The organism is Nonomuraea sp. IBHARD001 (assembly GCF_056106265.1).
On record NZ_JBWBBW010000002.1, the window covers coordinates 2,581,979 to 2,608,205 of the forward strand.

A 26,227-nucleotide genomic window follows, 5' to 3' on the forward strand; every position below is an offset into this window, starting at 1 on the left:
CCCTCAGCCGACCAGCGCGCACACCACCAGCGCGGCCGTCACACCGCTCTCCACCAGCGCGCCGAGCACGTCCCCCGTGACACCCCCCAGCCTGCGTACGGCGTGACGCAGCACGAGCAGCGCCACGCCGATCGCAGCCAGGGGGGCCAGCACGTAGGCGGGCCGCCCCGCCACCAGCCCCGCCAGGCCGATCCCCACGACCACCACGACGCTCACCACGACCGCCTCGCGCAGCCGTACCGTGCCGGCGACCATCGCGCCGAGCCCGCCCGGCCTGGCGGCGGGCACCCCGGCACGGCAGGCCCACACCAGGGCCAGCCGCCCGCTCACACAACCGGTGAGCAGGGCGAACGGCGAGGCGGTCTCGGCGAGCGCCGCAGCCTGCACGAGCAGGGTGAACACCAGCGTCACGACGCCGAACGGCCCGATGTCGGACTTGCGCATGATGTCCAGCGCCTCGGCCCGAGGCCTGCCGCTGCCCAGCCCGTCGGCCAGGTCGGCCAGGCCGTCCAGATGCAGCCCTCTGGTCAGCACGGCCACGATCCCGAGCGCCAGCGCCGCGCCCAGCAACGGCGACAGCGGCGCCGCCATCGCCACCGCGGCCACCGCCCCCAGTACGAGCCCGACCGCGGGCGCCAGCGCCATCGCCGCGCCCGCCGTCTCCCGGTCGACGCGCTCCACCCGTACGGGAAAGACGGTCAACGTGCCGACGGCGAGCCGCGCCCCGTCGATCAGCACAGCGCCCGGCGCCCTCACAGCTCCGTCACCCGCCCGGCGACCACGAGCGCGACCTGCTCGGACTCGGCGGCCAGGCGCTGGTTCAACCGCCCGAGCACGTCGCGGAAGGCCCTGCCGCTCGCCGTGGCGGGCACGACGCCGAGCCCGACCTCGTCCGACACCGCGACGACCGGCTGCCGCACCGAGCGCCAGGCGGCCACGAGCTCCTCGCAGCGCGCCTCGACCGCGTCCCTGCGTTCGGGCCGCTCCCACGCGCCGCAGGCGTCGAACACGGCCGTCACCCAGGTGCCGAGCCCGTCGACGAGCAGTGGTGTGCGCGCCCGGCCGAGCACACCCGCCAGATCGGTGCTCTCCACCGTCTCCCAGTGCGCGGGCCGCCTGCCGCGATGCGCCTCGACCCTGGCCCGCCACTCCGGATCGCCCTCGCCGGTGCGCCCGGTCGCCACATACGTGACGTACGGCTCGGCGGCCAGCCTGAGCTCGGCCTCGGCCGACTTGCCCGACCTGGACCCGCCGAGCAGCAACGTACGGCGAGGCAGGCCAGGGGGCGGGACGGGCGTGGCGGTGTCGAGCGTGGCCCCGTCCGGCAGGACGTGCACCCGCCAGAAGCGGGCCCGCCGCCGCAGCTCGGCCGCCGACCCGACCCTGTGATCGAGGTCGACGGCCACGACATGCGTGTCCGGCCCGGCGACCCCGGCCCGCCGCAGCGCACCGAGCCGCGCGGGATCGCCGAGCACATCCACGACGACCAGCGCGTATCCACCGCCGTCCCGCTCGTCCTCGGCCGTGCTCTCCGGCCCGACGCGTAGCACCTGCGACGCGTCGTCCCGCTCGTCCTCGGCCGTGCTCTCCGGCCGGACGCGCAGCACCTGCGACGCGTCGTCCCGCTCGTCCTCGGCCGTGCTCTCCGGCCGGACGCGCAGCACCTGCGACGCGTCGTCCCACTCGTCCTCGGCCGTGTCGCCCGGCCCGACGCGCAGCATCCGTGCCCCGTCGCCCTGCTCGATCACGACGCTGGTGGGCAGCCGGTGCTCGCGCGGAGCCCGGGCGCACGACACGCACTCACATCCCGGGGCGGGCCAGCCGCTCGCGGCGGCGGTTCCCTCGAACCTGACCTTCACCGCGCAAGCCTATGGGGCGCCCCCGAAGGGCTCAGGCGCGGGCGCGGCGGCGGGTGGCCAGGACGGCGCCCGCGACGAGCAGGAGCAGGGCGCCCACGCCACCGGCGATCCAGCCGACCGGCAGCCCGGCGTCCTCGGCGGCGGGCGAGGCGGCGGGTGCGACCTCGGCCCCGCCCTTCTCCCTGGCGGGATAGTCGTTGACCGCGACCACCATGCCTTCGGCGCTGACGCGGGCCTTGGCGACGGCGGCCAGCAGCTGCGGGCCCGTCGCGGCCTCGGCGCCGACGGCGCACCTGGTGACGGCGGCGGGCGGCTGCTCGCCCTCGTAGGCGTCGCTCTCTGCGTCGCCGAAGTCGACGGCGACCGCGACCCGCTTGTGCCCGGACGCCGAGGCCTGCCGCCCGCAGATCTGCTCGAACGACGGCACCTCGCCGCCCGGCGGATCGGTGGCCGCGCCGTCGGGCGAGGCGGAGAAGCGCCAGCCGATCACGGCGCCGTCCTGCGGGGTATGGGCGGGAGCGGCCAGCCAGGCGGTGCCGTCGCTCTGCCAGTGGCTCCACAGCCGGGGCGCGCCGGGCTCGGCCGCGCCGGGAAGCGCACCGCCGGGCGCGTTCGAGGGGTCGGCCGAGGCGGGTGTGGAAACAAACATCACGACGATGAGAGAGGCGGTGAGGGCACGCCGAAATCTGGGCAGCATCGATCGACCTCCATGCGCATGCTCGGGATAGGGTTCCTTTGCCGTCGGAGGGTGCGCCGGCGAACCCGCGAAAAGGAGCGTATGGCATGACATGGCGATGGCGTTATGAAAATGCAAATGGTGGTGAGGTAACGGATCGCCCATTGCCGCGCGAGGTTTTCCCGAGCCAGGCCGACGCCGAGTCCTGGCTCGGTGAGAACTGGCGTGAGCTGCTGGAATCCGGAGTTGAACAGGTGGCTCTCCTTGAGGAGGACCGGGTCGAATACGCGGGAATGTCACTGCGTTCCGAGTGAATGAAAAAACCCCTGCGTTTCTCTGTGAAAAGAGAGACGCAGGGGGTTTTCGGCGCCGGGGCGGTCTGGGATTAGGGGCGCTTTTCCGGGCTGAAGGTCTTGGCCGGGTCGCGCTCGACGACATCGCCGAGCACGGCGTCGATCCGCTGCAGCACCTCGGCCTCCAGCTTGACGCCCGCCGCCTTGACGTTGTCACGGACCTGCTCGGGCCTGGTGGCGCCGACGATCGCGCTGGAGACGTTCGGGTTCTGCAGCACCCAGGCGACGGCCAGCTGCGCCATCGTCAGGCCGAGGTCGGCGGCGATCGGCTTGAGCTCCTGGACGCGGGTGAGCACGTCGTCGGTCAGCATGCGCTGGATGAAGCCGCCACCCGTGGGGTCGGTGGCGCGCGATCCGGCGGGCGGGGGCTGTCCCGGCAGGTACTTGCCGGTGAGCACGCCCTGCGCGATCGGCGACCAGACGACCTGGCCCAGGCCCTCCTTCTCGCTGAGCGGTACGACCTCGGCCTCGATGACGCGCCACAGCATGGAGTACTGCGGCTGGTTGGACACCAGCCGGTCGAACCCCATCTGATCGGCGATCTCCAGCGCCCTGGCGATCTGCTCGGCGTTCCACTCGCTGACGCCGACATACAGGACCTTGCCCTGGCGTACCAGGTCGTCGAACGTCTTGAGGGTCTCCTCGAGCGGGGTGGAGTAGTCGAAGCGGTGCGCCTGGTACAGGTCGACGTAGTCGGTCTGCAGGCGGCGCAGCGAGCCGTGGATGGATTCGGTGATGTGCTTGCGCGACAGGCCGCGGTCGTTCTGCCCGGGGCCGGTCGGCCAGTAGACCTTGGTGAAGATCTCCAGCGACTCGCGCCGCACGCCCTTGAGCGCACGGCCGAGCACCTCCTCGGCGCGGGTGGCCGCGTAGACGTCCGCGGTGTCGAATGTCGTGATGCCTTCGTCGAGGGCCGCCTTCACGCACGCGTTGGCGGCGTCCTCCTCAACCTGGGAGCCGTGGGTGATCCAGTTGCCATAGCTGATCTCACTGACCAGGAGACCGCTGCGGCCGAGGTGACGAAATTCCATGAGTTCGACCCTAATGGTGGGAGCGAGGTGCCCCAGGCCGCAGGTCCCTGGTTCGGCCGGGGTTTTGCGGTGTGTTGGGATAGGGTGCCCGGCGTGTTCCGGTTGATCGGTAAGGGAGTGCGCACGGCGCTGACCGGTGCGGTCGTCGTGGCGCTCGCCGTACGCCTGCGGCGCAGGAGCGGGCGGCAGGTACGCGTGGTCCCGCTGTCGATGCGGCAGCGCGGCCTGCGCGAGCCGGTGCTCGGCTATCCGGACGAGCCGCCCACCGGCGTACCGGGACGGCGGCTGGTGCCGTGGGGGCTCGGCGCCGTCGTGGTGGCGGCGGCGCTGTTCGCCTCGCAGGCGATGGTGGACGGGGCCGCACGTCAGGGGGATCCCGCGCCGCCCGGCTGCGACCTGCCGTACGGGAGCCTGCTGGAGGTCTGGAGCGACATCCCCTGCGCGATGTCCACGCCCGCACCCACGCCGACGCCGGTGAGCACCCGGCAGCCGCTCCCCGTCGCGGCCGTCGTCACCGCCTGCGCGCCGGAGGGCACGGCCCTGGAGATCCGGCCGATCGACCCCCGGGTACGGCGGGCGGTCGCGCGGCAGTGGCGTTTCGTGGAGCGGTGGCTGCGGCGCAACGCGCCCAGGACCTACGCCTCGCTCGCGGGGCCCGCCAGGGCCAGGACGATCGCGATCGCCGAGGCGCAGACGGGACTGCGCCTGCCCGACGACCTGCGCGCCTCGCTGCTGCGCCACAACGGCGGCCTGACGTTCGGCGCGGGCGAGCAGTTGCCGGTGCGCGCGCTCAGGGACGTGTGGCGCGAGCGCTGCCGTCTCGGGGCGGGCGGCGACGGCCTGATCCCGCTGTCGGTCGCCGCCGCGATGGGCCCCGGAGGCACGGGACACGTGCTCGACCCGGCGACGGGCGGCGTCGGGCTGTTCGCCGGAGGGCCGGTCGTCGCGACCCAGTGGCCTTCGTACTACGCCCTGCTCAAGGATGTCGCCACGGCGCTGCGCACGGGCGGCGCACTGCGCGGGGAGGCCTACCGGCCGGTCGTCAGGGCGGGGCTGCTCGTCTGGCGCTAGGCGCGGGGGACGGCGGCCCGGCACCGGGTGGAGATCGCGCGCGATGTCATACGCGTGGGCCGGGATCCACCCGGGTGCAGGGGCTGCTCGTACCGGCTACTTCTTCACCGGGGCGGGCTTACCGCCCGGCAGGAACTGCGGCGGCGGGAAACGCAGCTTGCGGATCTGCAGAGCGCGCATGGCGGCGTAGAAGCCGATGCCCTTCATGGACTCGTTCGGGAACTTCTCGGCCGCGAGCTTCTTCACCTTCCACGACACCCAGATCGAGGTGAACAGCACACCCACCATCATCACCGGCCAACCGATGCTGATCACCCCGAAGTAGACATAACTCCGGATGTTCGGCGGAAACGGAATCCACGTCAGCAAAAGGATGACCAAAGAGAAGGGCAGGAAGTACTGACTCACCACCCTGCGCGAGTCGACCCAGTCGCGGGCGAACTTGCGCACCGGCCCTCGGTCACGCGCGGGAAGGTAGCGCTCGTCGCCGCGGAGCATGCCCTCGCGGGCCTTGGCGCGCTCGGCCGTCTGTCTGGCGCGCAGCGCTGCCGCGGCCTCTTTACGGTTGCCGGGCGCGGTGACCGGCTGGCGGCGGTGCCTCTCGGCGTCCCGGCGCTTGGGAGTGGGACGACCCTTGCCCTGGGGCTTAGGATCGTCAGCGGGGACGGGGGTGTCGTCCACGGAGGTTTGGGAACGGCGTCGCAACACGTCGCCCAGCCTACCTGGCGTGCAACTTAGTGACGCCCCCGTGCGTTATGCGTAGGGTAATCACAGGCGGCTGCGCTGCACTGGGTGAGCCACTAGCACAACCTAAGAAGGGGACGGCCGACGCGCATGAGCGTGATGAAGAGACTGTCGATGATCTTCAAGTCCAAGGCCAACAAGGCCCTGGACAAGATGGAGGATCCGCGCGAAACCCTTGACTACTCCTACCAGCGGCAACTTGAGCTGCTGCAGAAGGTACGCAGGGGCGTGGCCGACGTCGCCACGTCGCGCAAGCGTGTGGAGCTGCAGATCAACCAGCTTGACGCGCAGTCCACCCGATATGAGGACCAGGGGCGCAAGGCGCTGTCGGTCGGGCGTGAGGACCTGGCGCGCGAGGCGCTGAGCCGTCGTGCCGGTCTGCAGACCCAGATCGCCGACCTGCGCATCCAGCACGACAACCTGCAGGCCGAAGAGGAGAAGCTGACCACGGCTTCCCAGCGGCTGCAGGCCAAGGTCGACTCCTTCCGTACGAAGAAGGAGACGATCAAGGCGACCTACACCGCCGCCGAGGCGCAGACGCGGATCAACGAGGCGTTCTCCGGCATCTCCGAGGAGATGGGCGACGTCGGCCTCGCCATCCAGCGTGCCGAGGACAAGACCGCGCAGATGCAGGCCCGCGCCGGAGCCATCGACGAGCTGCTCGCCAGCGGCGCGCTCGACGACTTCACCGGCACCCGCGGCGACGACATCCAGGCCGAGCTCGACCGCATGGGCGGCGGCACGGACGTCGAGCTGGAGCTGGCCAGGATGAAGGCCGAGCTCGGCCAGGCCCCGGCGCCCAAGAGCGCGATCGAGGCCGGCCAGCAGCAGCAGGCCCAGCCCGCTCCGCAGCCGCAGACCCAGCAGTACCGTCAGCCTGGGGAGGGCGCATGATCGTCAGGATCATGGGCGAGGGCCAGGTCCAGGTCGCCGAGTCCGACATCAAGGTGCTCAACGACCTGGACGGCGAGCTCGAGGCCGCCATCGCCGCCGACGACGAGAGCGCGTTCAGGACCAGCCTGCACGCCCTGCTCGACAAGGTGCGTCACGTAGGCACCGCACTACCGGATGAGGCTCTTGAGCCGTCCGAGCTGATCCTTCCCCCCGCGGACGCCTCGATCGAGGAGGTCCGGGAGATGCTGGGCGACCAAGGCCTCATCCCGGGGTAGCCGTGAGCACCCGGTTCGCGGCGGACCGCGGGCTGACCAGGCGCATGGTCGTGACGATGTTCCTGCTCGGCCTGCTGTACGTCGCGTTCGTCGCCGTGCTCATCGCCCTGGGCGTGCGCGCGATCCTCGTGCTGCTGCTGGCAGGCGGCATGCTGTTCGTGCAGTACTTCTTCTCCGACCGCATCGCACTGTTCGCGATGCACGGCAGGGAGGTCACACCGGAACAGGCGCCCGAGTTGCACGGGCTGATCGACCGGTTGTGTGCCTTGGCCGACATGCCGAAGCCCCGGGTGGCGATCGCGGACTCAGATGTTCCCAACGCGTTCGCCACCGGGCGCAACCAGCGCAACGCCGTGGTCTGCGTCACCACGGGCCTGCTGCGCCGCCTCGAACCCGAAGAGCTGGAAGGCGTGCTGTCGCACGAGCTCTCGCACGTCGCCCACCGCGACGTCGCGGTCATGACGATCGCGTCGTTCCTGGGCATCGTGGCCGGGCTGATGACGAGGTTCGCCCTCTACAGCGGCCTGGGCCGCAGCCGTGACGACAAGGGCGGAGTGCCCGTCGGGCTGATCATCATGCTGGTCTCGATCCTGGTCTACGCGGTGAGCTTCCTGCTGACCAGGGCGCTGTCGCGCTATCGCGAGCTGGCCGCAGACCGGGCCGGAGCCCTGCTCACCCAGAAGCCGTCGGCACTGGCCAGCGCCCTGACCAAGGTCAGCGGCGACATGGCCCGCATCCCGACGCGCGACCTGCGCGAGGCGGCGCCGTTCAACGCCTTCTACTTCGCGCCCGCGCTCTCACCCGGCCAGAGCCTGGCCACCCTGCTGGCCACCCACCCGCCCCTGGACAAGCGCCTGGAACAGCTGGCCCGTATCTCCGGCGAGCTGGGCAGGGGCGCGTGAGCCGGACAGACGACACGGAAGGGACCTGATGGGCTGGCTCGACTCGCTGCTCGGCCGGAGCAAACCGGCCCAGCCGGACCTCGACGCGCTGTTCGCCCTGCCGTCGGCCGCCGTGACGCTGCAGGCGGCCACCGGCTTCGAGCCGACCGGCCTCGGCTCGGTGTGCTTCAGGGCGGCCGAAGGCGGCGCCTTCGCGACACTGGAGCGCGACGTGACGGCGCTGCTCGGCGAGCGGGTGGAGAAGTCGGACGACGCCTACGGCTACACCTGGCTCCTGGTACGGCGAGACCCTTCGGCGCTCAGCGACCTGGTGACCGAGCTGCACGCGGTGAACTCCTCGCTGGAGGGCGCCGGGTTCGGCCCCTCCCTGCTGTGCTCGCTCGTCTCCTTCGCCGACGCCGAAGGCCGCAGGCTGGCCGTGGTCTATCTCTACAAACGCGGCACCTTCTATCCGTTCGCGCCCCTGGCCGGCCAGCGGCGCGACAACTCCCTCGAACTGCAGGCCCGCGCCGCGCTCGCGGGAGAGCTGAAGGTGGAGGCAGACCTTGGCCGCTGGTTCCCCGTCTGGGGCGCTCCGGGGCTCTGATCAGGGCCGATGGTCTAATGATCAGGTGGAGCGAAGACTCAGCCTGATCGCCGCCTGCGCCTTCCTGGTGGCCGCCGTGGTCTACACCGCATGGCTGCCCGGCCAGTACGCCGATCCGGCCATCGACCGCACCGAGGGCTACGTCAGCGAACTGGCCGCACGCGACCAGGCGTGGTCGGTGCTGTTCCGGCTGGCCGACGCGCTCGCCGGGCTGGCCTGCCTGGCCGGTGTGGCGCTGGTGCGTTACGAGCGGGCCGAGCGGTGGGGCTGGCTCGGCCTGGCCGTCTTCGGACTCGGCACCGTACTGGACAGTGTGTTCCCGCTGGACTGCGCCGCGCTGAGCGACCCGGCGTGCGAGCGGGGCGCGCTGTCGCCGTCGCATCATCTGCATGCCGTGGCCAGTTCGGTCGCGGTCGCGGGCGCGCTGGCCTCCATGGTGGCGCTGGCCCTGGTGTGGCGCACGGTCACGGCCAGGGTGCTGGCCGTCGTGATGGTCGTGGCCACCGTGCTCACGCTCACCGCGATCGCCGCGGGCTCGCTGGTCGGGGTCGCCCAGCGGCTGCAGGTCCTGGTGATCGCCGCCTGGCTGCTGTACCTGGCGATCCGCCTGGTCAACGGCAGAGCGGCGGCCGACGGCGAGGACGACGGGCTCAATGTGGTGCGCGAGGGCCAGGGACCGCCGGTCGTCGTGTGCGCGGGCATGGCCGGGGCCTGGTTCCACTGGGACGAGGTCGCCGACGCGCTCAAGGACGAGCACACCGTCATCCGCTTCGACCGGCCGGGCCTGGGCCGCAGCGCCCCGGCGAGCACGCCCGCCACCCTGCGCGGCGAGGCCGAGCGCATCGCCGCCATCGCACCGCCCGGCGCCATCGTGGTGGCGCACTCGGTCGCCGCCTGGCACGCCGAGGCCTACGCCAGGCTGCATCCCGGCAGGCTCGCCGCCCTCGTGCTGGTCGACCCGAGCTGCGAGCCCTCGGCCGGGCGCGGCACTTCGGGGGCGGGCCGCGCGCTGCAACGGGCGATGCCCGCACTCGGCGCCACCGTGGGCGCGGCGGCGCTCGCGGCCGTCGGCGGGCCGCTGGCGCACCGGCTGATGGGCGGCGGCGCCGACCCGCACGGCGTCTACACGCGGGGCGGGGTCGCCGCGGCTGCGGCGGGGGAGTGGCTGGCCTATCGCGACATGGCCGAAGAGCTGAGACAGTTGCGTGCGGCCGAGCCGTACCCTGTGGGGCTGCCGACGGTGGTGATCAGCGCGGGCGGCGAGGACGCGTGTCAGCGGGAGCTGGCGGCGAGCCTCGGCGGCCGGCTCGATCGGCTGCCCGACGTGGGGCACCAGGTGCACCTGGAGCGTCCGGCCGCGATCGTGGCCGTCTGCAAGGAGTACTCGTGACCCGACAGCGTTTCCTGTCCGCCGTGCCCAGGGTGCTGGCGACGGTGCTCGGCATTCTGTCGATCTACTGCGGCGCCATCGCGCTGCTGCGGCCGCTGCGCTTCCTGCTCATGCCGCTGACCGAGCTGGTCAACGACCTGTTCCTGCCGATCGAGCCGAACCTCGCCTACGCGGTGTTCCTGGCGTTGATGGCGGGGGCGCTGTCACGGCGCAAGCGGGCGGCCTGGTGGATCCTCGTCGTCATCCTGGTGCCGCTGCTGCTCATGCTGGCCGGGTACTTCGTGCTGTACGCCACCGACCCGGTGCTGGCCGCCGACTCCGGCGTGTGGGAGCTCGTCGACGCGATCGTCAGCGCGGTCGTGCTGGTCACGCTGTTCGTCCTGCTCATCGCCGCGCGCGGGGAGTTCTACGCCAAGGTGCAGCGGGCCTCCTTCCCCAAGGCCGTGCTGACGCTGCTCGGGCTGCTGGCCATCTCGATCGGCCTCGGCTACGGGCTGGTCAGCGTCTTCCCCGGCACCCTGGCCGCCCGCGATCGGTTCGCCTGGACGCTGGAGACCGCGCTCGGCGGCGTCATCAGCTTCGACTTCTCCCGCAGCGGCCATCCGCCGACCTGGATCGCCTTCCTCATCGGCCTGATGAGCGCGATCGCCCTGCTGACCGCGTTCGCCGTGCTGTTCCGCTCCCAGCGTGCCATCGCCGAGTTGCTGCCTGGCGACGAGGTACGCATCAGGCAGCTGCTGGCCGCCAGGGGCGAGCGCGACTCGCTCGGCTACTTCGCCACCAGGCGCGACCGGGCCGCGATCTTCTCACCCAGCGGCAAGGGCGCGGTGTCCTACCGCGTGGTCGCCGGGGTCAGCCTCGCGGGCGGCGACCCGATCGGCGACGTGGAGGCGTGGGAGCCCGCCATCAGGGCCTGGGTCGACCAGGCGTCCGGCTACGGCTGGATCCCCGCCGCGATCGGCGCGAGCGAGGAGGGCGCCAAGGCCTACGCCAGGGCCGGGATGCGCGTGCTGCAACTCGGCGACGAGGCCATCGTGCACATCGCCGACTTCACCCTGCAGGGCAGGGAGATGCGAGGAGTACGGCAGGCGGTCAACCGCGTGGAGCGGGCCGGGTACACGCTGCGGGTGCGCAGGCACGGCGAGCTCTCGCCCGAGGAGATGGCCGCCGTCATCGCCAGGGCCGAGGCGTGGCGCGACACCGAGACCGAACGCGGCTTCTCGATGGCCCTGGGCAGGCTCGGCGACCCGGCGGACGGCCGCTGCGTGCTGGTCGAGGCGCTGACGGCCGAAGGCGACGAGGCGGCGATCCTGTCGTTCGTGCCGTGGGGCGAGAGGGGCCTGTCGCTCGACCTGATGCGACGCGACCGCGAGGCCGACAACGGGCTCATGGAGTTCATGGTGTCCGGCCTGGTCAAGCACGCGCCCGCGCTGGGCGTCGAACGCGTCTCGCTGAACTTCGCCGTCTTCCGCGCCGCCTTCGAGGAGGGCGCGCGGATCGGCGCCGGGCCGGTGCTGCGGGCCTGGCGCGCCCTGCTGCTGTTCTTCTCGCGCTGGTGGCAGCTGGAGTCGTTGTACCGGTCGAATGTGAAGTACCGGCCCGAGTGGGTGCCGCGCTTCCTGGCCTACCACGACGGACCGGGCACCGCCGACCTGCCTAAGGTGGGCCTGGCCTCGGCGATCGCCGAAGGCTTCCTGTCGGTGCCGAGCCTGTCGGCGATGTTGCGCAAGGGCAGGGAACGCGCCGAACGCGCGGGCGAGCTCGACCCCCGCCTGGTGACCCCCGCACTGGCCGAGGCGTCGGCGGCCGAGCCGGAACGCAAGACCTCGGTCCCCGAGCAGGACGAGGTACGCAGGGCCAAGCTGGCCACCGTGGCCGAGCCGTACCCCGTGGGTTATCCGCGCACGCACACCACCGCGCAGGTCACCGAGGTGGGGGAGAAGGTCGCGGTCGCGGGGCGGGTCATGCTGGTGCGCGACCACGGCGGCGTGATCTTCGCCACGCTCGCCGACTGGGCCGGTGAGGTGCAGCTCATGCTGACCGACGCCGAGCCGATGGCCGCGTGGCGGCGCACGGTCGACCTCGGCGACCACGTCGGGTGCTCGGGCGAGGTCGTGGTGTCGGACAGGGGCGAGACGTCGGTGCTGGTGCGGGAGTGGGCGCTGACCGCCAAGTGCCTGCACCCGCTGCCCGACAAACGCAGGGGCCTGACCGATCCCGAGGCCAGGATCCGCCGTCGCCATCTCGACCTCATCACCAGCAGGCAGGCCCGCGACATGTTGCGGATGCGCGGCGCGGCCGTGCACGCCGTACGGGACGGGCTGGTGCGCAGGGGCTTCCTCGAGGTCGAGACGCCGGTGCTGCAGCCGGTGCACGGCGGGGCCAACGCCAGGCCGTTCGTCACCCACATCAACGCCTACGACATGCGGCTGTACCTGCGCATCGCGCCTGAGCTCTATCTCAAGCGGCTGGCCGTCGGCGGGGTGGAGAAGGTGTTCGAGCTCGGCCGTACCTTCCGCAACGAGGGGGTGTCCTACAAGCACAATCCCGAGTTCACGATGCTGGAGGCCTACCAGGCCTACGCCGACTACCGCACGATGCTGGAGCTGACCCGCGAACTGATCCAGGAGGCCTGCCTGGCCGCGACCGGCGGCCTCGTCGTGCGCGACACCGACATCTCGGGGCAGTGGCCGATCGTCACCGTCAACGCGGCCATCTCGCGGGCCGCCGGGCAGGAGGTCACCGCCGACACCGGCGCGAAGGAGCTGCGCGCGCTCTGCGACCGGCTCGGCGTGCCGCGCGACCCGGCGTGGGGCCGGGGCCAGCTCGTCCTGGAGCTGTACGAACGGCTGGTCGAGGAGCACACCACGACGCCGACGTTCTACCTGGACTTCCCCTCCGACGTCTCGCCGCTGACCAGGCCGCACCGGGAGGATCCCAGGCTGGCCGAACGCTGGGACCTGGTCGCGTTCGGGGCCGAGCTCGGCACCGCCTACTCCGAGCTCGTCGACCCGATCGAGCAGCGCAGGCGGCTGACCGAGCAGTCGCTGCTGGCCGCCGGGGGCGACGCCGAGGCGATGGAGCTGGACGAGGACTTCCTGTCGGCACTGGAGTACGGCATGCCGCCGACCGGCGGGCTCGGGATCGGCGTCGACCGGCTCGTCATGCTGCTGACCGGCGCTTCCATCCGGCAGACGCTGCCCTTCCCGCTGGTGCGTCCGGCGAAGAGGTGACGCGTTGCCGCCGATGGCACCACAATGGGGCGACTGACAGCCATTTGTGGGGGTATCCATGCCGGGCCTTGGCGCCTTGCGTCCAGGGGATCCAGGGCGGGTGGGAGACTACGACCTCGTCGCACGGCTGGGCGAGGGCGGGCAGGGCTCGGTCTATCTGGGCCGGTCGAGGACCGGGGCGCAGGTCGCGGTCAAGCTGCTGCGCTCGGACCTGGCGGGCGACGACTCCGCCACCGAGCGATTCGTCAGGGAGGTGGCGGTCGCCCAGCGCGTGGCGCCGTTCTGCACCGCCCAGGTGATCGGCACCGGCATCCACGAGCACCGCCCCTTCATCGTCAGCGAGTACATCGAGGGCCGCACGCTGGAGGCCGTGGTCAAGGACGAGGGACCGCGCACGGGCTCCTCCCTGCACCGCCTGGCCATCGGCACCATCACCGCGCTGGTCGCCATCCACCAGGCCGACATCGTGCACCGCGACTTCAAGCCGTCCAACGTCGTGCTCGGCTCCGACGGCCCCCGGGTGATCGACTTCGGCATCGCCAGGGCGCTCGACCGGACCTCGACGCTGACCGGGGCCGCGATCGGCACGCCGACGTACATGGCGCCCGAGCAGCTCATGGGGGCCGAGCCCGGCCCGGCGACCGATCTGTTCGCCTGGGGCTGCACGGTGCTGTTCGCGGCGACCGGCCGTGCGGCCTTCGGGGCCGACAGCCTGCCCGCCGTGGTCAACCGCATTCTGAACACGCGGGTCGACGTCTCGCCGATCACCGACCCGGCGCTGCGCGGGGTGGTGGAGGAGTGCCTGGCCAAGGAGCCCGGCGCCAGGCCGACGGCGGGCGAGGTGCTGCTGCGCCTGCTGGGCCACGCGGCGCCCGCCGTGCCGGGGAGCCCGTCGCCGAATGCCTCGCCGAATGCCTCGCCGGTGCTGGCCGAGGGCGTGGCCGTCGCCCAGCAGGTCCCGGCGCCCCCGCCGAGCGCCCGGCGGCTCCCGGCGCCCGCGCCGAACGCCCAGCCCTGGCAGCCGCAGCAGGGCCGTACCTGGCAGCCCCCTCCGCCCGCGCACACCCAGCCGGGCAGGCCGTACCCGCAGGGGAACGTGCCACCCGGCGGCTTCCCGCAGCCGTGGCGGCAGCCGCCCGCGCCGAAGCGGTCCAAGGGGGTCGTGTGGCTGTTCGGGGGCGTCGCCGCGATGTCGCTGCTGCTGGTCTCGGCGCTGGTCGCGGGCGCCGTGCGCGGGCCGGACGGCGAGAAGGCGACCTCCAGCCCGAAGCCGAGCGCCTCCACGACCAGGAAGCCGGTCAAGGCCACCGGCCTGCCGCCGAGGAGCACGAAGCTGCCCGGCTCGACGATCACCCTGTACGAGGCCGACGACGACCCGATCAGGCTCAGCTACTACAGCCTCGACAACGGCGGACGCGTCTACGTGCGCGACGGCGCGACCTTCAGGCTGACCAAGGACTCCTTCGAGTACGCCCTCAACCGCGACGGCTCCAAGGCGCTCAGCACCGACCAGAAGTACACCTCAGACAACTACGCCCAGCTGTCGGTCGTCGAGCCCGGCACTGGCCGCAAACGCACGGTCAAGGTCACCGTCGCGCCGATCTACCCCTCCTCGCCCCGCTGGTCGCCCGACGAGTCCCGCGCCCTGGTCTCCCTCTACAAGGCCGAGAACAACACCAGCAAGGAGTACGGCTTCGCCGTCGTCGACATCGCCAGGGGCACGGCCGACGTCGTGCCGGTCAAGGAGGACGGCGCGGGCGGCTGGGGCTGGTTCTGGCGGCCGGACGGCAGGGCGGTGGGCACCTGGGTCGGCGGCGGCGTGCACTTCTACGACCTGAACGGCAAGCGCATACGCACCCTGCCCGACGTCGGCACGCCGGTCTCGGTCGAAGGCGACGAGATCTCACCCGACGGCGAGCACTTCGTCGCGCACTGCACCGGCTCGGGCACCGAACTGTGCGTCAGGCCGTTGCGGGGCGGCGCGGCGACGGCCCGCATCCCGTTCGTCACGGCCAGGGTCATCGGCTGGTACGACGACACCCATCTGGCCGCATGGCGGGTCAAGGACGACGGCTACCAGGCCGTGGTGCTCGACTTCAGGGGCCGGGTGAGCCGGGTGCTCGCCCGCGCGCCCAAGGGGGCGGAGTACCGCAAGCTGCACTTCCGCTACACCAGGCAGCGATGAGACGACGGGTGCGGATCGGGCCATGATCGAGGAAAGTCCCCGAGTCGGTTCATCACCGTGCTTTGTGGCGGTGATGACATCGAGTCATGATCAAGCTGACTCACACGGTGGCCGCATGCGCCACCGCCTTGGCGGGAATGGGCCTGCTCGGTGGCGTCGCCACGGCCGACGCGGCGGCCCCGGTCTCCCCGAGCGTGAAGGTGGACCACATGCACGACCAGATCACGGTGCTGGGCGAGGGCGCGATCTCCGCCGTGCCCGACGTGATGCGGCTGTCGGCGGGCGTCGAGGTCAGGCGTGAGAGCGCCGCCGAGGCGTTCGCGGCGGGCCGCGCGGCGGCGCTCAAGCTGACCCAGGCGCTGACCGAGGCCGGCGTCGAGGGCAGGGACCTGCGGACCAACGAGCTCTCGCTCGGCCCCGAGTACGAGAACTACCCGAAGGTCTCCGGCTACCGCGCCTCCCAGGGCGTCGAGGCCGTCGTGCGCGACCTGGCCTCGGCCGACAAGGTCATCGACGCCGCCGCGGCCGTCGGCGAGGACACCAGGCTCAACGGCATCACGCTCGAGGTCTCCAAGCCGGGCAAGGCGCTGAAGAAGGCCAGGGCCAAGGCGTTCAAGGACGCCGCGTCCAAGGCGGCGCAGTACGCCGCGCTCGCCGGTCGTGAGCTCGGCCAGGTCGTCGCGGTCTCCGAGGAGATCAACGCGGCCCCGCAGCCGGTCTACGCGGCCATGGCGATGGAGGACAAGGGCTCGGTCAGCCCCGGCAGGCAGAACGTCTCGGTCAGCGTCAAGGTCGTCTACGCCTGGAAGTGACCGCGACACGGCGAAAGGGCCGCTTCCCCGTGCGGGGGAGCGGCCCTTTCGCCGTCGGCCCTACGGCAGGGCCAGCATGCGGTCGAGGGCGACCTTGGCCCAGTGGGTGGTGTCGGGGTCGACGGTGATCTGGTTGGGCACCTCGCCGAGCACCAGCGTCTCCAGCGCCCACACCAGGTGCGGCAGGTCGATGCGGTTCATCGTCGAGCAGTAGCACACCGTCTTGTCGAGGAAGGAGATGTTCTTGTCGGGGAACTGCTGGGCCAGCCGCTTGACCAGGTTCAGCTCGGTGCCGATCGCCCACGAGCTGCCGGAGGGCGCTTCCTGGAGCCTGGTGATGATGTACTCAGTCGAGCCCACGTAGTCGGCCTTCGTCACGACCTCGTGCTTGCACTCGGGGTGCACCAGGACGTTCACGCCGGGGACGCGCCGCCGTACGTCGTCGACGGACTCGGGGGTGAAGCGGCCGTGGACCGAGCAGTGGCCCTTCCACAGGATCATCCTGGCGTTGTCGAGCTGCTCCTGGGTGAGCCCGCCGTTGGGGCGGTGCGGGTTCCACACCACGCACTCCTCCAGGCCGATGCCCATCTCCAGCACGGCGGTGTTGCGGCCCAGGTGCTGGTCGGGCAGGAACAGCACCTTCTCGCCGCGCTCGAAGGCCCACTCCAGCGCCCTCCTGGCATTGGAGGAGGTGCACACGGCGCCGCCGTTCCTGCCGCAGAAGGCCTTGATGTCGGCGCTGGAGTTCATGTACGTGACCGGCACCGTGACGTCGGCGATCCCGGCGTCGGCCAGCGCCTCCCAGGCCTCCTCGACCTGGTCGAAGGTCGCCATGTCGGCCATCGAGCACCCGGCGGCGAGGTCGGGCAGCACGACCTTCTGGGCGTCGCCCGTCAGGATGTCGGCAGACTCGGCCATGAAGTGCACGCCGCAGAAGACGATGAACTCGGCCTCGGGCCTGGCCGCCGCCTCGCGGGCCAGCTTGAAGGAGTCGCCGGTGACGTCGGCGAACTGGATGACCTCGTCACGCTGGTAGTGGTGGCCGAGCACGAACAGTCGTGTGCCGAGCGCCTCCTTGGCCCTGCGAGCCCGCAGCACCAGGTCGGGGTCGGATGCCGCGGGAAGCTCGCCGGGACAGTCGACCCCGCGCTCGCTGTGCGGATCGGTGCCCTGGCCGAGGACGAACAGCGGCAGCCCAGTCTGGGTGGCCATGGCCATACCCCCTTATCGTCGAACTGACGACTAATGATGACACACGCCTCGGGGCGATTTATTCCGGGGTCGGAGGTGGGGCAGGAATGTGTAGCACCGGCCGGGTGTTGGTAGCGTCTGAGTAGGACGTCAGAAACAGACAGCCGTGATCGCGCGGCTGAACCAGACGCGGGAGTGCGCACATGACGGTTGAGAGCAGCGAGAGCACGGCGCAGGGCCTGCTCCTGAGCGATGCGGCCGCCGCCAAGGTCAAGAGCCTGCTGGAGCAGCAGGGCGAAGAGGGCCTGCAGCTGCGGGTCGCCGTGCAGCCTGGCGGCTGTTCCGGCCTGCGTTACCAGCTCTTCTTCGACGACCGTTCGATGGACGGCGACGTCGTCTCCGACTTCGACGGCGTAGGCGTCGTGACCGACAGGATGAGTGCCCCTTACCTCATCGGCGCGACCATCGACTTCGTCGACACCATCGAGAAGCAGGGCTTCACGATCGACAACCCCAATGCCACGGGCTCCTGCGCCTGCGGCGACTCCTTCAACTAGGCTCCCAGCGCCTTCGCCAGGTCCCGCTCCGCCTTTGTGCGGGCGGGACCTTCGCGTATTCTTCATGGGCTTCATCTGGCCTGCCGACAACGAGGAAGAAGAATCCCGTGCGCATCGCCGTAACCGGCTCCATCGCGACCGACCATCTGATGACGTTCCCCGGCAGTTTCGGTGACCAACTCGTCGCCGAGCAGCTCGACAGGGTGTCCCTGTCGTTTCTGGTCGACGACCTCCAGGTCAGGCGCGGTGGTTGCGCCGCGAATATCGCGTTCGGAATGGGCTGTCTCGGCCTGACCCCGATCCTGGTCGGCGCCGTCGGCACCGATTTCGCCGACTATCGCTCATGGCTGCAACGGCACAATGTCGACTGCGAGTCCGTGCACGTTTCCGAGACGCAGCACACCGCGCGTTTCCTGTGCACGACCGACCAGCAGCACAATCAGATCGCCTCCTTCTACACCGGCGCGATGGCCGAGGCCAGGCTGATCGAGCTCGGCCCGATCGCCGACCGGATCGGCGGCCTCGACCTGGTCCTGGTCAGCCCCAACGACCCCGAGGCCATGCTGCGCCACACCGACGAGGCCAGGCAGCGCGCCATCCCGTTCGCCGCCGACCCCTCCCAGCAGCTGGCCCGCATGGACGGCGCCGACATCCGCAAGCTGATCGACGGCGCCGCCTACCTGTTCTCCAACGACTACGAGAAGGGGCTGATCGAGCAGAAGACCGGCTGGACGGACGAGGAGGTCCTCGACCGCGTCGGCGTCCGCGTCACCACGCTCGGCCCCAAGGGCGTGCGCATCGACCGCAAGGGCGAGCCCACCCTGCACGTCTCGCCCGCCCCCGAGCTCGGCAAGACCGACCCGACCGGCGTCGGCGACGCCTTCAGGTCCGGCTTCCTGTCCGGCCTGGCCTGGGACCTGTCGCTGGAGCGGTGCGGCCAGATCGGCAACCTGACCGCGACCCACGTGCTCGAGCAGGTCGGCGGGCAGGAGTACGAACTCGGCCAGCAGGTCTTCCTGGAGCGCTTCGCCGACGCCTACGGCCCCGAGGCCGCGGCCGAGATCGCCGGCAAGGTGCGCTGCCACTACGCCTGACCCGCTTTCGCGACACCGGCGCACGCGTGTGGTGCGCCGGTGTCGTGCGTCAGGCGCCCGCGTAGATGCGGTGCACGAACGAGGCGAGCTGGTCGTCGGGCAGGTGCTTGGCCAGGTCGGCCTCGCTGATCATGCCCACGATGCGCTGGTCCTCGAGGACGGGCAGGCGCCGGATCTGGTGCTCCTCCATCCGGCTCAGCGCCTCCTCGACCGTCGCGTCGGCCGCCACCCAGACCAGCCCGGTCGCGAGGTCGCCCGCCGTCACCTTGGCCGGGTCGTGCCCAGCCGCGACGCACTTGGTGATGATGTCGCGATCGGTGATGATCCCCTTGAGCCGGTCGTCGCTGCCGCAGATCGGCAGGGCGCCCACGCCACGGTCGCGCATCATCTGGGCGGCCCTGTCCAGCGTCTCGTGTGCCGCGATGCACTCGACGCCGGGGCTCATCAGGTCGCGAGCCGTCTCGTGCGGATGTCCAGCGGTCATCAGTTTCCCCCCGAAAAGTCGATGACTGTCGGTGGAGGTTCTACCCACTTTGCGTTAGTCACGATCCTGCGCCACTTTTCCGGCACGGCATGCGTTCCCGTAAGGGGTCGTGATGCACTCAGGCCGCGAGGAGGGCGTGGGATGTCCCGTAGGTTGAAGATCGTCATCGCCACCGTCGTACCGCTGACCGCCGGAGCGCTCGCCTGGGTGCTGTGCGCGCTGAACGGCGTATCCGACGACGTCACGGGCATCGTGGTCGGCCTCGTGGTGCTGGTGCCCGCCACCCCGCTGGGGATCTGGGCCTCCCACGACGCCGAGGCGCACGCGCGGACCGTCCCCGTCGGGCCGCCCTCGCCGCCGGCGCAGGACGCCGATCGCCTCACCGGCCCGCCCCAGCAGGTCGGAGTCGCGGGACGGGTGCCGCTGGTGATCGGCGACGTGCCGCGCGAGCCGAGGGCCTTCCAGGCCAGGGCCGATCTGCGCGAACGGATCGAGGAGATCTTCGCCACCCGTCCCGTCGCCGCCGTGTGCTCGCTCGCGGGCGCCAGGGGAGTGGGCAAGACGCATCTGGCCGCCGCGCACGCCAGGGCCGCGGTGGCGGACGGCGTGCCGGTCGCCTGGCTCGGCGCCGAGACCAGCGAGCAGCTGTGGAGCGGCCTTGAGCTGATGGGCGACGAGCTCGGCCTGCGCGGGGACGGGGCCGGCCGGCTGACGATGGTACGCCGGATCAGGCGCTTCCTCGAAGAGCGGCGTGAGCCGTACCTGGTGGTGATCGACAATGCGACGGAGCCGGACGCCATCGGGGCGCTGCTGCCCTCGACGGGGGCGGCGCGTGTGCTGATCACCACGAACAACCAGGCGTTCGAACGGCTGACCGACCTGGTGCCCGTCGAGCGCTACTCGCTGGGCGAGGCCATGGGCTATCTGCGTGAGCGGGTCGGGCCCGGCGACGTCGACGGGGCCAGGCGGCTGGTGGCCGAGCTGGACAGCCTGCCGCTGGCCCTGTCCATCGCCGCGGCCAGTGTCATCGGGCCGCCGCGCTCGACCTACGACGCCTACCTGGCCAGGCTGGCGGCGACGCCGATCGAGACGCTGCTGGCCAAACCGCGGGGCGCCTCCTACCCCAGGGGCGTGGCGCAGGCCATCCTGCACTCGGTCGAGCAGGTCAGCGTCACGGCCGTCGAGCTGCTCGAAGAGCTGTCGGTGTTCTCGCCCGCGGGGGTCGGGCGCGAGCTGCTGGGGCCGGAGGCCGAGCACGCGCTGCGCGAACTGGCGGCCGAGTCGCTCGTCACCTTCACCGTCGACGACGCGACCGTCGTCGTGCACCGCCTGGTCCAGCGGGTGGTACGGGACAGGGCGATCAAGGAGGGCACGCTGGCGGGCGTGCTGGGCCGGGCTGCGGGCCACCTGCGGCAGATCGGCGAGATCGACCTCCAGGACTCCTGGCGGCGCCTGCCCGACATCATGGCGGTCATGGGCCACGCCGAGGTGATGTGGGGCCACGTCGCACCGCTGCTCGGCCCCGACCCCGACCCCGATGCCGAGCTCACCAGGACCGGGCTCGGCCTGCTGCACGCCAGGCACCAGGTCGGCTTCCACCTCAACGAGCTCAGCTATAACGAGCAGGCCGCGCGCATCTACGAGAGCCTGCTGCCCGACCTGGTCCGGCTGCTGGGCGAGGACGACGACACCGTGCTGAGCTGCGTGAACAACCTGGCGGTCGCCTACCAGATGTCGGAGTCCTTCGACCGGGCCGTCGAGCTGTTCGAGAAGAACCTGGCCGACATCGAGCGCGTGTACGGCCCGGTGCACCCCGAGACGCTCCGCTCACGCAGCAGGCTGGTCAGGGCCTACACGGTGGCCGACCGCACCGAGCGTGCGATCGAGCTGTCGCAGGGCCTGGAGGCGTTCGTCGCGGTGCTCGGCCCCGACCACTGCAACGTCCTGGACGCCCACCAGGCGCTCGGCCGGGCCTACGAGCAGGCCGGACGCCTGGAGGAGGCGGGCGAGCTGTACGAACGCACCCGCGAGGCCCAGGAGCGCCAGCTCGGCGCCGACCATCCCGACACGCTCTACACGCGTGAGGACGTCGCCGACGTCATGGCCTCGCTCGGCCGCACCGAGGAGGCGGTCGAGCTGCTGAGGGGCGTGTGGGCCGACCGGGACCGGGTGTTCGGCGAGGATCATCCGGCCACCCTGCGCACCCGCAGGGAGCTGGCCCTCATCCAGTTGAGGGCCGGTCGCAGGAGCGAGGGGCTGGCCCTGCTCGCCTCGACCCTGCGCAGGTGCGAGAGCGCGCTCGGCGCCGAGCACGCCTACTCCGTCATGCTGCGCGCCGACCTGGCCTGGCACGGCGCGCCCTGACGGTCCTTCAGTAGTTGCGCCGCACGTGGATGGACCAGCCGCCCTGCGGCAGCTCGTAGGTGCCCACATGCGGGTGCGACTTCAGCCGGCACCACGCGGGTACGTCGGTGAACGCCGCGGGATCGTCGGCCAGCACGGCGACGACGGCGTTCAGCGGCACGAAGTTGATCTGCTCGGCGAGCATGATGATCGGGATCGGGCACTTCTTGCCGAGAGCGTCGATGGTCAGCGCTGGCTGGGTGATCGCGGTCATGAGACTCCTGCGTCCTGGCGGATCCGGCGTACCGCGTCGGGCAGGACGGCGAGGAATCGGTCGACCTCCGCCGCGGAAGCCCCCCTGGGCAGCGATACCCGGACATTCCCATGCGTAAGCACGCCCATCGCCTCCAACACGTGCGATGGTCGAAGCGTACTAGCGGTGCATGAACTGCCGGACGATACCGCGAAACCTGCCTTGTCCAATTCCGTCAACAAAACCTCACCATCGACGTAAAGGCAGGAAAAAGTGACAATATGCGGGGCTCGATCGACCGGATCGCCGATCACCTCGACATCGGGCACCAGCCTGGGCACGCTCTGCCTGATCCGCTCGACCAGCTCCGACAGCCGGGCGTTCTCCACCGCCGCCTCCGCCTTCATCGCCCGCAGCGCCGCCGCCGCCCCCACGATCGCGGGCACGTTCTCGTAGCCGGGCACCCGCCTGCGCTCCCGCTCGTCCTCCGGGTACGGCGAGCGCCACCGCGTGCCCTTGCGTACGGCCAGCACCCCCACCCCGGCCGGGCCGCCCCACTTGTGCGCGCTCGCCGTCAGCACCGACCAGCCCTCCGGTATCGGCAGCCGCCCGGCGCTCTGGGCCGCGTCGACCAGCAGCGGCACGCCGTGCTCGCGGCACGCCGACGCCACCTCGGCGACCGGCTGCAGCGTGCCCACCTCGTGATTGGCCGTCTGCAGGCAGGCCAGCGCCACGCCATCGACCGCCACCGCCTCGGCATAGGCCGCGACGTCGACGCGGCCGAGCAGGTCGACGCCGATCGTGCGCACCTGGCCGCCGTCGCGCTCGTGCACCCCGGCGGCGTGCAGCACGCTGGAGTGCTCCACCGCGCCGGTCACCAGGCCGCGCCCGGCCCGCCGCCTTCCGTGTAGGGTGCCCAGCACGCCGAGATGCACGGCCTGGGTGCCTGAAGAGGTGAAGACGACCTCGTCCGGCCGGGCGCCGAGCGCCTCGGCGACCTCGGTGCGGGCCTGCTCCAGCAGCAGATGCGCACGCCTGGCCTGGCCGTAGAGCCGGGCGGGGTCGGCCCAGCCGACGTCGAGCGCCGCCGTCATCGCCTGTCGTGCCTGCGGATGCAGCGGCTCGGTGGAGGCCGCGTCGAAATACGCCACGGTCTCCATGGTCGCATCCGCGGGCGCCGAGGCCGAGGGCGCACCAGTCTACGTCGGGGCCGCGGCTTCGGCGCGCCAAGAACGGGGCCGATCGGGGGGCCGGGGTCCCCCCGCGCTAATGTGTCCTCAATCAGCTGTGCATATGGAAAAACGAGCACCCAGGAGTGACTCCTGGGCTTCATCTGTGGGGTAGGCGATCCGTGAGTCCGACACGCCGTTCGACACGGCGCCCGTTGGCCCGTCGCAGAGTGCCGCAAGCCGCCGGTTTGGCGCTGCTGCTGGCCACCGCGACGGCGTGCAGCAATGACGAAGTGAAGCGGGGGTGGCTGCCCGAGGGCATCACCAACATGGGGCCGATCGTCCAGGAGCTCTGGAACGGTGCCTGGATCGCCGCACTCGTCACCGGCGCCGTCGTCACCGCGCTGATCCTTTGGGCGTGCATCTTCCACCGCAAGCGGAAGAACTCCAGGGAGCTTCCGCCGCAGGTGCGGTACAACCTGCCGATCGAGATCCTCTACACGCTGGTCCCGCTCGTCATGGTCTCGGTGCTGTTCTTCTACGTGGCACGCGACCAGAACGAGATGACCAAGGTCGAGGGCACGCCCGACATGATCGTCAAGGTCGAGGCGTTCCAGTGGAGCTGGCGCTTCACCACCGAGGTCGGGGGCAAGAAGGCGGTCGTGGCCGGCATGCCGGTGAGCGACTACCGCAAGGGTCCTCAGCTGGTGCTGCCGGTGGGCAAGAAGGTGCGCTTCCAGCTGTCCTCGCCCGACGTCATCCACTCGTTCTGGGTGCCCGCGTTCCTGTTCAAGCGCGACGTCATCCCCGGCATCGCCGGTGACAAGAACCAGTTCGACGTGACCATGCTCGACAAGCCCGGCGTCTATGCCGGCCGGTGCGCCGAGCTGTGCGGCACCGACCACAGCCGCATGCTGTTCAACGTCAAGCTCGTGCCGCAGGCCGAGTACGACGCGTACCTCGCGACCCAGGCTGGGAGTGCCCAGTGACCGCAGTCAACGAACCCGTGCACGTGAGCGCCGCGCCGGCCGTCAGGCCGACCCGCAAGGGCTCGGTGATCGCGAAGTGGATGTCGTCCACCGACCACAAGATCATCGGTCACCTGTACCTCATCACCTCGTTCGTGTTCTTCCTGATCGGCGGCGTGATGGCGCTGATCATGCGAGCCGAGCTGGCCCAGCCGGGCATGCAGTTCACCACGAACGAGCAGTTCAACCAGCTGTTCACCATGCACGGCACGATCATGCTGCTCATGTTCGCGACCCCGCTGTTCGCGGGCTTCGCCAACGAGCTCATGCCGCTGCAGATCGGCGCGCCTGACGTGGCGTTCCCGCGGCTCAACATGGTCAGCTACTGGCTCTACCTGTTCGGCAGCATCATCGCGGTCAGCGGATTCCTGACCCCGAACGGCGCGGCGGCCTTCGGCTGGTTCGCCTACACACCGCTGTCGAACGCGATCAGCTCGCCCGGCATCGGCGGCGACCTGTGGATCATGGGTCTGGCGCTGTCGGGTCTGGGCACCATCCTGGGCTCGGTCAACTTCATCACCACGATCATCTGCATGCGGGCGCCCGGCATGACGATGTTCCGCATGCCGATCTTCGTGTGGAACGTCCTGCTGACCTCGCTGCTCGTGCTGATGGCCTTCCCCGTGCTGGCCGCCGCGCTGCTGGCCCTTGAGGCCGACCGCAAGCTCGGCACGCACATCTTCGACTCGGCGACCGGCGGTGCGATGCTCTGGCAGCACCTGTTCTGGTTCTTCGGTCACCCCGAGGTCTACATCATCGCGCTGCCGTTCTTCGGCATCGTGACCGAGATCCTGCCGGTCTTCAGCCGTAAGCCGGTCTTCGGCTACATCGGCCTGGTCGGCGCGACGATCGCGATCGCCGGTCTGTCGATCACGGTGTGGGCGCACCACATGTTCGCGACCGGACAGGTGCTGCTGCCGTTCTTCTCGTTCATGACCTTCCTCATCGCGGTGCCGACCGGTGTGAAGTTCTTCAACTGGATCGGCACGATGTGGCGGGGTCACCTGTCGTTCGAGTCGCCGATGCTGTTCTCGGTCGGCTTCCTGATCACCTTCCTTCTCGGTGGTCTGACCGGCGTCATCCTGGCCTCGCCGCCGCTGGACTTCCACATCAGCGACACCTACTTCGTCGTCGCCCACTTCCACTACGTGGTCTTCGGCACGGTGGTGTTCGCGATGTTCGCGGGCTTCTACTTCTGGTGGCCCAAGTTCACCGGCAAGATGCTGAACGACAAGCTGGGCAAGTTCCACTTCTGGCTGCTGTTCATCGGCTTCCACCTGACGTTCCTGATCCAGCACTGGCTCGGCGTCATCGGCTTCCCGCGTCGCTACGCCGACTACGCGCCGATCGACGGCTTCACCGACATGAACATGGTCTCCTCCATCGGAGCCTTCCTGTTGGGCGCCTCCACGCTGCCGTTCCTCTACAACGTCTGGAAGACCTGGCGCACGGCGCCCAAGGTCACCGTGGACGACCCGTGGGGCTACGGCGGTTCGCTGGAGTGGGCCACGTCCTGCCCGCCGCCGCGGCACAACTTCACCTCGCTGCCGCGCATCCGGTCCGAGCGCCCCGCGTTCGACCTTCACTACCCGCACGTCTCGGCGCCCAAGCCGGTGGAGGGTGACGCCTGATGAAGGTTCAGGGTTGGCTGTTCCTGGCCTGTGGTCTGTTCTTCGCCGCGGCCGACGTCGTGTACTGGTTCTGGTCCAGGGAGCCCGTCGGCACCACGGCCATGGCCATCTCGGTCGGCTTCGCGTTCATGATCGGGTACTACCTGCTGTTCACCGCGCGTCGCATCGGCGAGCAGCCGGAGGACGACAAGCAGGCCGAGATCTCCGACGGCGCCGGTGAGCTGGGCTTCTTCAGCCCGAGCAGCTGGTGGCCGCTGTTCGTCTGCCTCGCCGCCGCGTTCGCCTTCGTGGGCTTCGTCATCGGCTGGTGGATGTTCATGATCGGCGTTTTCGCGATCATCATGTCGATGATCGGGTTCGTCTTCCAGTACTACCGAGGCAACTTCTCGCACTGACCGCACGCGGTCGGCGCTTGCCGTACCGGAGAGCGGGTGTCCCAGCTTGGGGCACCCGCTTTTCGTGTTTT

25 protein-coding genes are annotated in these 26,227 nt (G+C 70.7%); 16 read left to right on the top strand and 9 right to left on the bottom strand.

The annotated features are described in order from the left end of the window. Window positions 1-3: 3 nt before the first annotated feature. From ACTWNK_RS13970 to ACTWNK_RS13980, 3 genes are read right to left on the bottom strand one after another with little or no spacing between them, the layout of a single operon-like run. Entirely contained in the window at window positions 4-738 is a 735-nt protein-coding gene (locus tag ACTWNK_RS13970) for an adenosylcobinamide-GDP ribazoletransferase (RefSeq protein WP_474304359.1), read from the bottom strand. Window positions 739-752: 14 nt separating this feature from the next. After that, window positions 753-1,859, bottom strand: coding sequence for a bifunctional adenosylcobinamide kinase/adenosylcobinamide-phosphate guanylyltransferase (locus ACTWNK_RS13975; protein WP_474304360.1), 1,107 nt, complete (start codon window positions 1,857-1,859; stop codon window positions 753-755). Window positions 1,860-1,890: 31 nt separating this feature from the next. Beyond that, window positions 1,891-2,508 (bottom strand): SCO2322 family protein, encoded by a 618-nt coding sequence (locus tag ACTWNK_RS13980; protein WP_474304361.1) that lies wholly within the window; start codon window positions 2,506-2,508, stop codon window positions 1,891-1,893. A 134-nt stretch (window positions 2,509-2,642) separates the two neighbouring features. Here ACTWNK_RS13980 and ACTWNK_RS13985 point away from each other — a divergent pair, with 134 nt between their 5' ends. Further along, the gene (locus tag ACTWNK_RS13985) at window positions 2,643-2,849 is read left to right on the top strand and encodes a hypothetical protein (RefSeq protein ID WP_474304362.1); all 207 of its coding nucleotides are present in this window, start codon (window positions 2,643-2,645) and stop codon (window positions 2,847-2,849) included. A gap of 71 nt (window positions 2,850-2,920) precedes the next feature. On the opposite strand, the gene ACTWNK_RS13990 is transcribed toward ACTWNK_RS13985, so the two are convergent. Next, window positions 2,921-3,919: an aldo/keto reductase family protein gene (locus ACTWNK_RS13990; protein WP_474304363.1), complete on the bottom strand. Its 999-nt coding sequence runs from the start codon at window positions 3,917-3,919 to the stop codon at window positions 2,921-2,923. Between the two features lie 93 nt (window positions 3,920-4,012). Between ACTWNK_RS13990 and ACTWNK_RS13995 the strand changes: the two genes are divergently transcribed. Then, window positions 4,013-4,990 carry an SMI1/KNR4 family protein gene (locus ACTWNK_RS13995; protein WP_474304364.1) on the top strand — a complete coding sequence of 326 codons (978 nt, stop codon included), beginning with the start codon at window positions 4,013-4,015 and terminating at the stop codon, window positions 4,988-4,990. A gap of 96 nt (window positions 4,991-5,086) precedes the next feature. On the opposite strand, the gene ACTWNK_RS14000 is transcribed toward ACTWNK_RS13995, so the two are convergent. Further along, complete coding sequence (locus ACTWNK_RS14000) at window positions 5,087-5,671, bottom strand: DUF3043 domain-containing protein (protein ID WP_474304365.1); 585 nt, start codon at window positions 5,669-5,671, stop codon at window positions 5,087-5,089. Between the two features lie 153 nt (window positions 5,672-5,824). Here ACTWNK_RS14000 and ACTWNK_RS14005 point away from each other — a divergent pair, with 153 nt between their 5' ends. From ACTWNK_RS14005 to ACTWNK_RS14040, 8 genes are all read left to right on the top strand, one after another. Next, window positions 5,825-6,628, top strand: coding sequence for a PspA/IM30 family protein (locus ACTWNK_RS14005; protein ID WP_474304366.1), 804 nt, complete (start codon window positions 5,825-5,827; stop codon window positions 6,626-6,628). Further along, window positions 6,625-6,903 (top strand): PspA-associated protein PspAA, encoded by a 279-nt coding sequence (gene pspAA / locus ACTWNK_RS14010; RefSeq protein ID WP_474304367.1) that lies wholly within the window; start codon window positions 6,625-6,627, stop codon window positions 6,901-6,903. Before ACTWNK_RS14005 ends, pspAA begins: the two co-directional genes overlap by 4 nt. Window positions 6,904-6,947: 44 nt before the next feature. Further along, on the top strand, window positions 6,948-7,805 hold the full coding sequence (gene htpX / locus ACTWNK_RS14015) for a zinc metalloprotease HtpX (protein WP_474310911.1): 858 nt from the start codon (window positions 6,948-6,950) through the stop codon (window positions 7,803-7,805). 28 nt (window positions 7,806-7,833) lie between these two features. Beyond that, on the top strand, window positions 7,834-8,391 hold the full coding sequence (gene pspAB, locus ACTWNK_RS14020) for a PspA-associated protein PspAB (RefSeq protein ID WP_474304368.1): 558 nt from the start codon (window positions 7,834-7,836) through the stop codon (window positions 8,389-8,391). 25 nt (window positions 8,392-8,416) lie between these two features. Further along, window positions 8,417-9,781, top strand: a complete 1,365-nt coding sequence (locus ACTWNK_RS14025; protein ID WP_474304369.1) for an alpha/beta fold hydrolase — start codon at window positions 8,417-8,419, stop codon at window positions 9,779-9,781. Further along, a complete protein-coding gene (gene lysX, locus ACTWNK_RS14030; protein ID WP_474304370.1) occupies window positions 9,778-13,014 on the top strand; it encodes a bifunctional lysylphosphatidylglycerol synthetase/lysine--tRNA ligase LysX in 3,237 nt (1,078 codons plus the stop codon). Before ACTWNK_RS14025 ends, lysX begins: the two co-directional genes overlap by 4 nt. A 100-nt stretch (window positions 13,015-13,114) precedes the next feature. Beyond that, entirely contained in the window at window positions 13,115-15,199 is a 2,085-nt protein-coding gene (locus ACTWNK_RS14035; protein ID WP_474304371.1) for a protein kinase domain-containing protein, read from the top strand. Between the two features lie 86 nt (window positions 15,200-15,285). Then, window positions 15,286-16,011 carry an SIMPL domain-containing protein gene (locus ACTWNK_RS14040; RefSeq protein WP_474304372.1) on the top strand — a complete coding sequence of 242 codons (726 nt, stop codon included), beginning with the start codon at window positions 15,286-15,288 and terminating at the stop codon, window positions 16,009-16,011. A 60-nt stretch (window positions 16,012-16,071) separates the two neighbouring features. Here the strand turns inward: ACTWNK_RS14040 and nadA are convergent, their stop codons facing one another. Further along, on the bottom strand, window positions 16,072-17,229 hold the full coding sequence (gene nadA / locus ACTWNK_RS14045; RefSeq protein WP_474304373.1) for a quinolinate synthase NadA: 1,158 nt from the start codon (window positions 17,227-17,229) through the stop codon (window positions 16,072-16,074). Between the two features lie 176 nt (window positions 17,230-17,405). Between nadA and ACTWNK_RS14050 the strand changes: the two genes are divergently transcribed. Both ACTWNK_RS14050 and ACTWNK_RS14055 read left to right on the top strand, forming a co-directional pair. After that, window positions 17,406-17,759 carry a HesB/IscA family protein gene (locus tag ACTWNK_RS14050; protein ID WP_474304374.1) on the top strand — a complete coding sequence of 118 codons (354 nt, stop codon included), beginning with the start codon at window positions 17,406-17,408 and terminating at the stop codon, window positions 17,757-17,759. Between the two features lie 107 nt (window positions 17,760-17,866). Then, entirely contained in the window at window positions 17,867-18,853 is a 987-nt protein-coding gene (locus tag ACTWNK_RS14055) for a carbohydrate kinase family protein (protein ID WP_474304375.1), read from the top strand. A 49-nt stretch (window positions 18,854-18,902) separates the two neighbouring features. On the opposite strand, the gene ACTWNK_RS14060 is transcribed toward ACTWNK_RS14055, so the two are convergent. After that, window positions 18,903-19,337 carry a CBS domain-containing protein gene (locus ACTWNK_RS14060; RefSeq protein WP_474304376.1) on the bottom strand — a complete coding sequence of 145 codons (435 nt, stop codon included), beginning with the start codon at window positions 19,335-19,337 and terminating at the stop codon, window positions 18,903-18,905. 141 nt (window positions 19,338-19,478) lie between these two features. On the opposite strand from ACTWNK_RS14060, the gene ACTWNK_RS14065 reads away from it, so the two are divergent. After that, window positions 19,479-21,701: a tetratricopeptide repeat protein gene (locus ACTWNK_RS14065; RefSeq protein WP_474304377.1), complete on the top strand. Its 2,223-nt coding sequence runs from the start codon at window positions 19,479-19,481 to the stop codon at window positions 21,699-21,701. A gap of 7 nt (window positions 21,702-21,708) precedes the next feature. Here the strand turns inward: ACTWNK_RS14065 and ACTWNK_RS14070 are convergent, their stop codons facing one another. Together ACTWNK_RS14070 and ACTWNK_RS14075 are read right to left on the bottom strand one after the other, a co-directional pair. Beyond that, window positions 21,709-21,954 (bottom strand): sulfurtransferase TusA family protein, encoded by a 246-nt coding sequence (locus ACTWNK_RS14070; RefSeq protein ID WP_474304378.1) that lies wholly within the window; start codon window positions 21,952-21,954, stop codon window positions 21,709-21,711. Further along, a complete protein-coding gene (locus ACTWNK_RS14075; protein ID WP_474304379.1) occupies window positions 21,951-23,093 on the bottom strand; it encodes a cysteine desulfurase family protein in 1,143 nt (380 codons plus the stop codon). Before ACTWNK_RS14075 ends, ACTWNK_RS14070 begins: the two co-directional genes overlap by 4 nt. A gap of 224 nt (window positions 23,094-23,317) precedes the next feature. Here ACTWNK_RS14075 and ctaC point away from each other — a divergent pair, with 224 nt between their 5' ends. The 3 genes from ctaC to ACTWNK_RS14090 are packed head-to-tail and all read left to right on the top strand — an operon-like array spanning window position 23,318 to window position 26,156. Beyond that, entirely contained in the window at window positions 23,318-24,091 is a 774-nt protein-coding gene (gene ctaC / locus ACTWNK_RS14080) for an aa3-type cytochrome oxidase subunit II (protein ID WP_474304380.1), read from the top strand. Continuing rightward, window positions 24,088-25,761: an aa3-type cytochrome oxidase subunit I gene (gene ctaD / locus ACTWNK_RS14085; RefSeq protein WP_474304381.1), complete on the top strand. Its 1,674-nt coding sequence runs from the start codon at window positions 24,088-24,090 to the stop codon at window positions 25,759-25,761. The genes ctaC and ctaD overlap by 4 nt, the downstream gene beginning before the upstream one ends. Further along, entirely contained in the window at window positions 25,761-26,156 is a 396-nt protein-coding gene (locus tag ACTWNK_RS14090) for a cytochrome c oxidase subunit 4 (protein WP_474304382.1), read from the top strand. Before ctaD ends, ACTWNK_RS14090 begins: the two co-directional genes overlap by 1 nt. The last annotated feature ends 71 nt before the right edge of the window (window positions 26,157-26,227 follow it).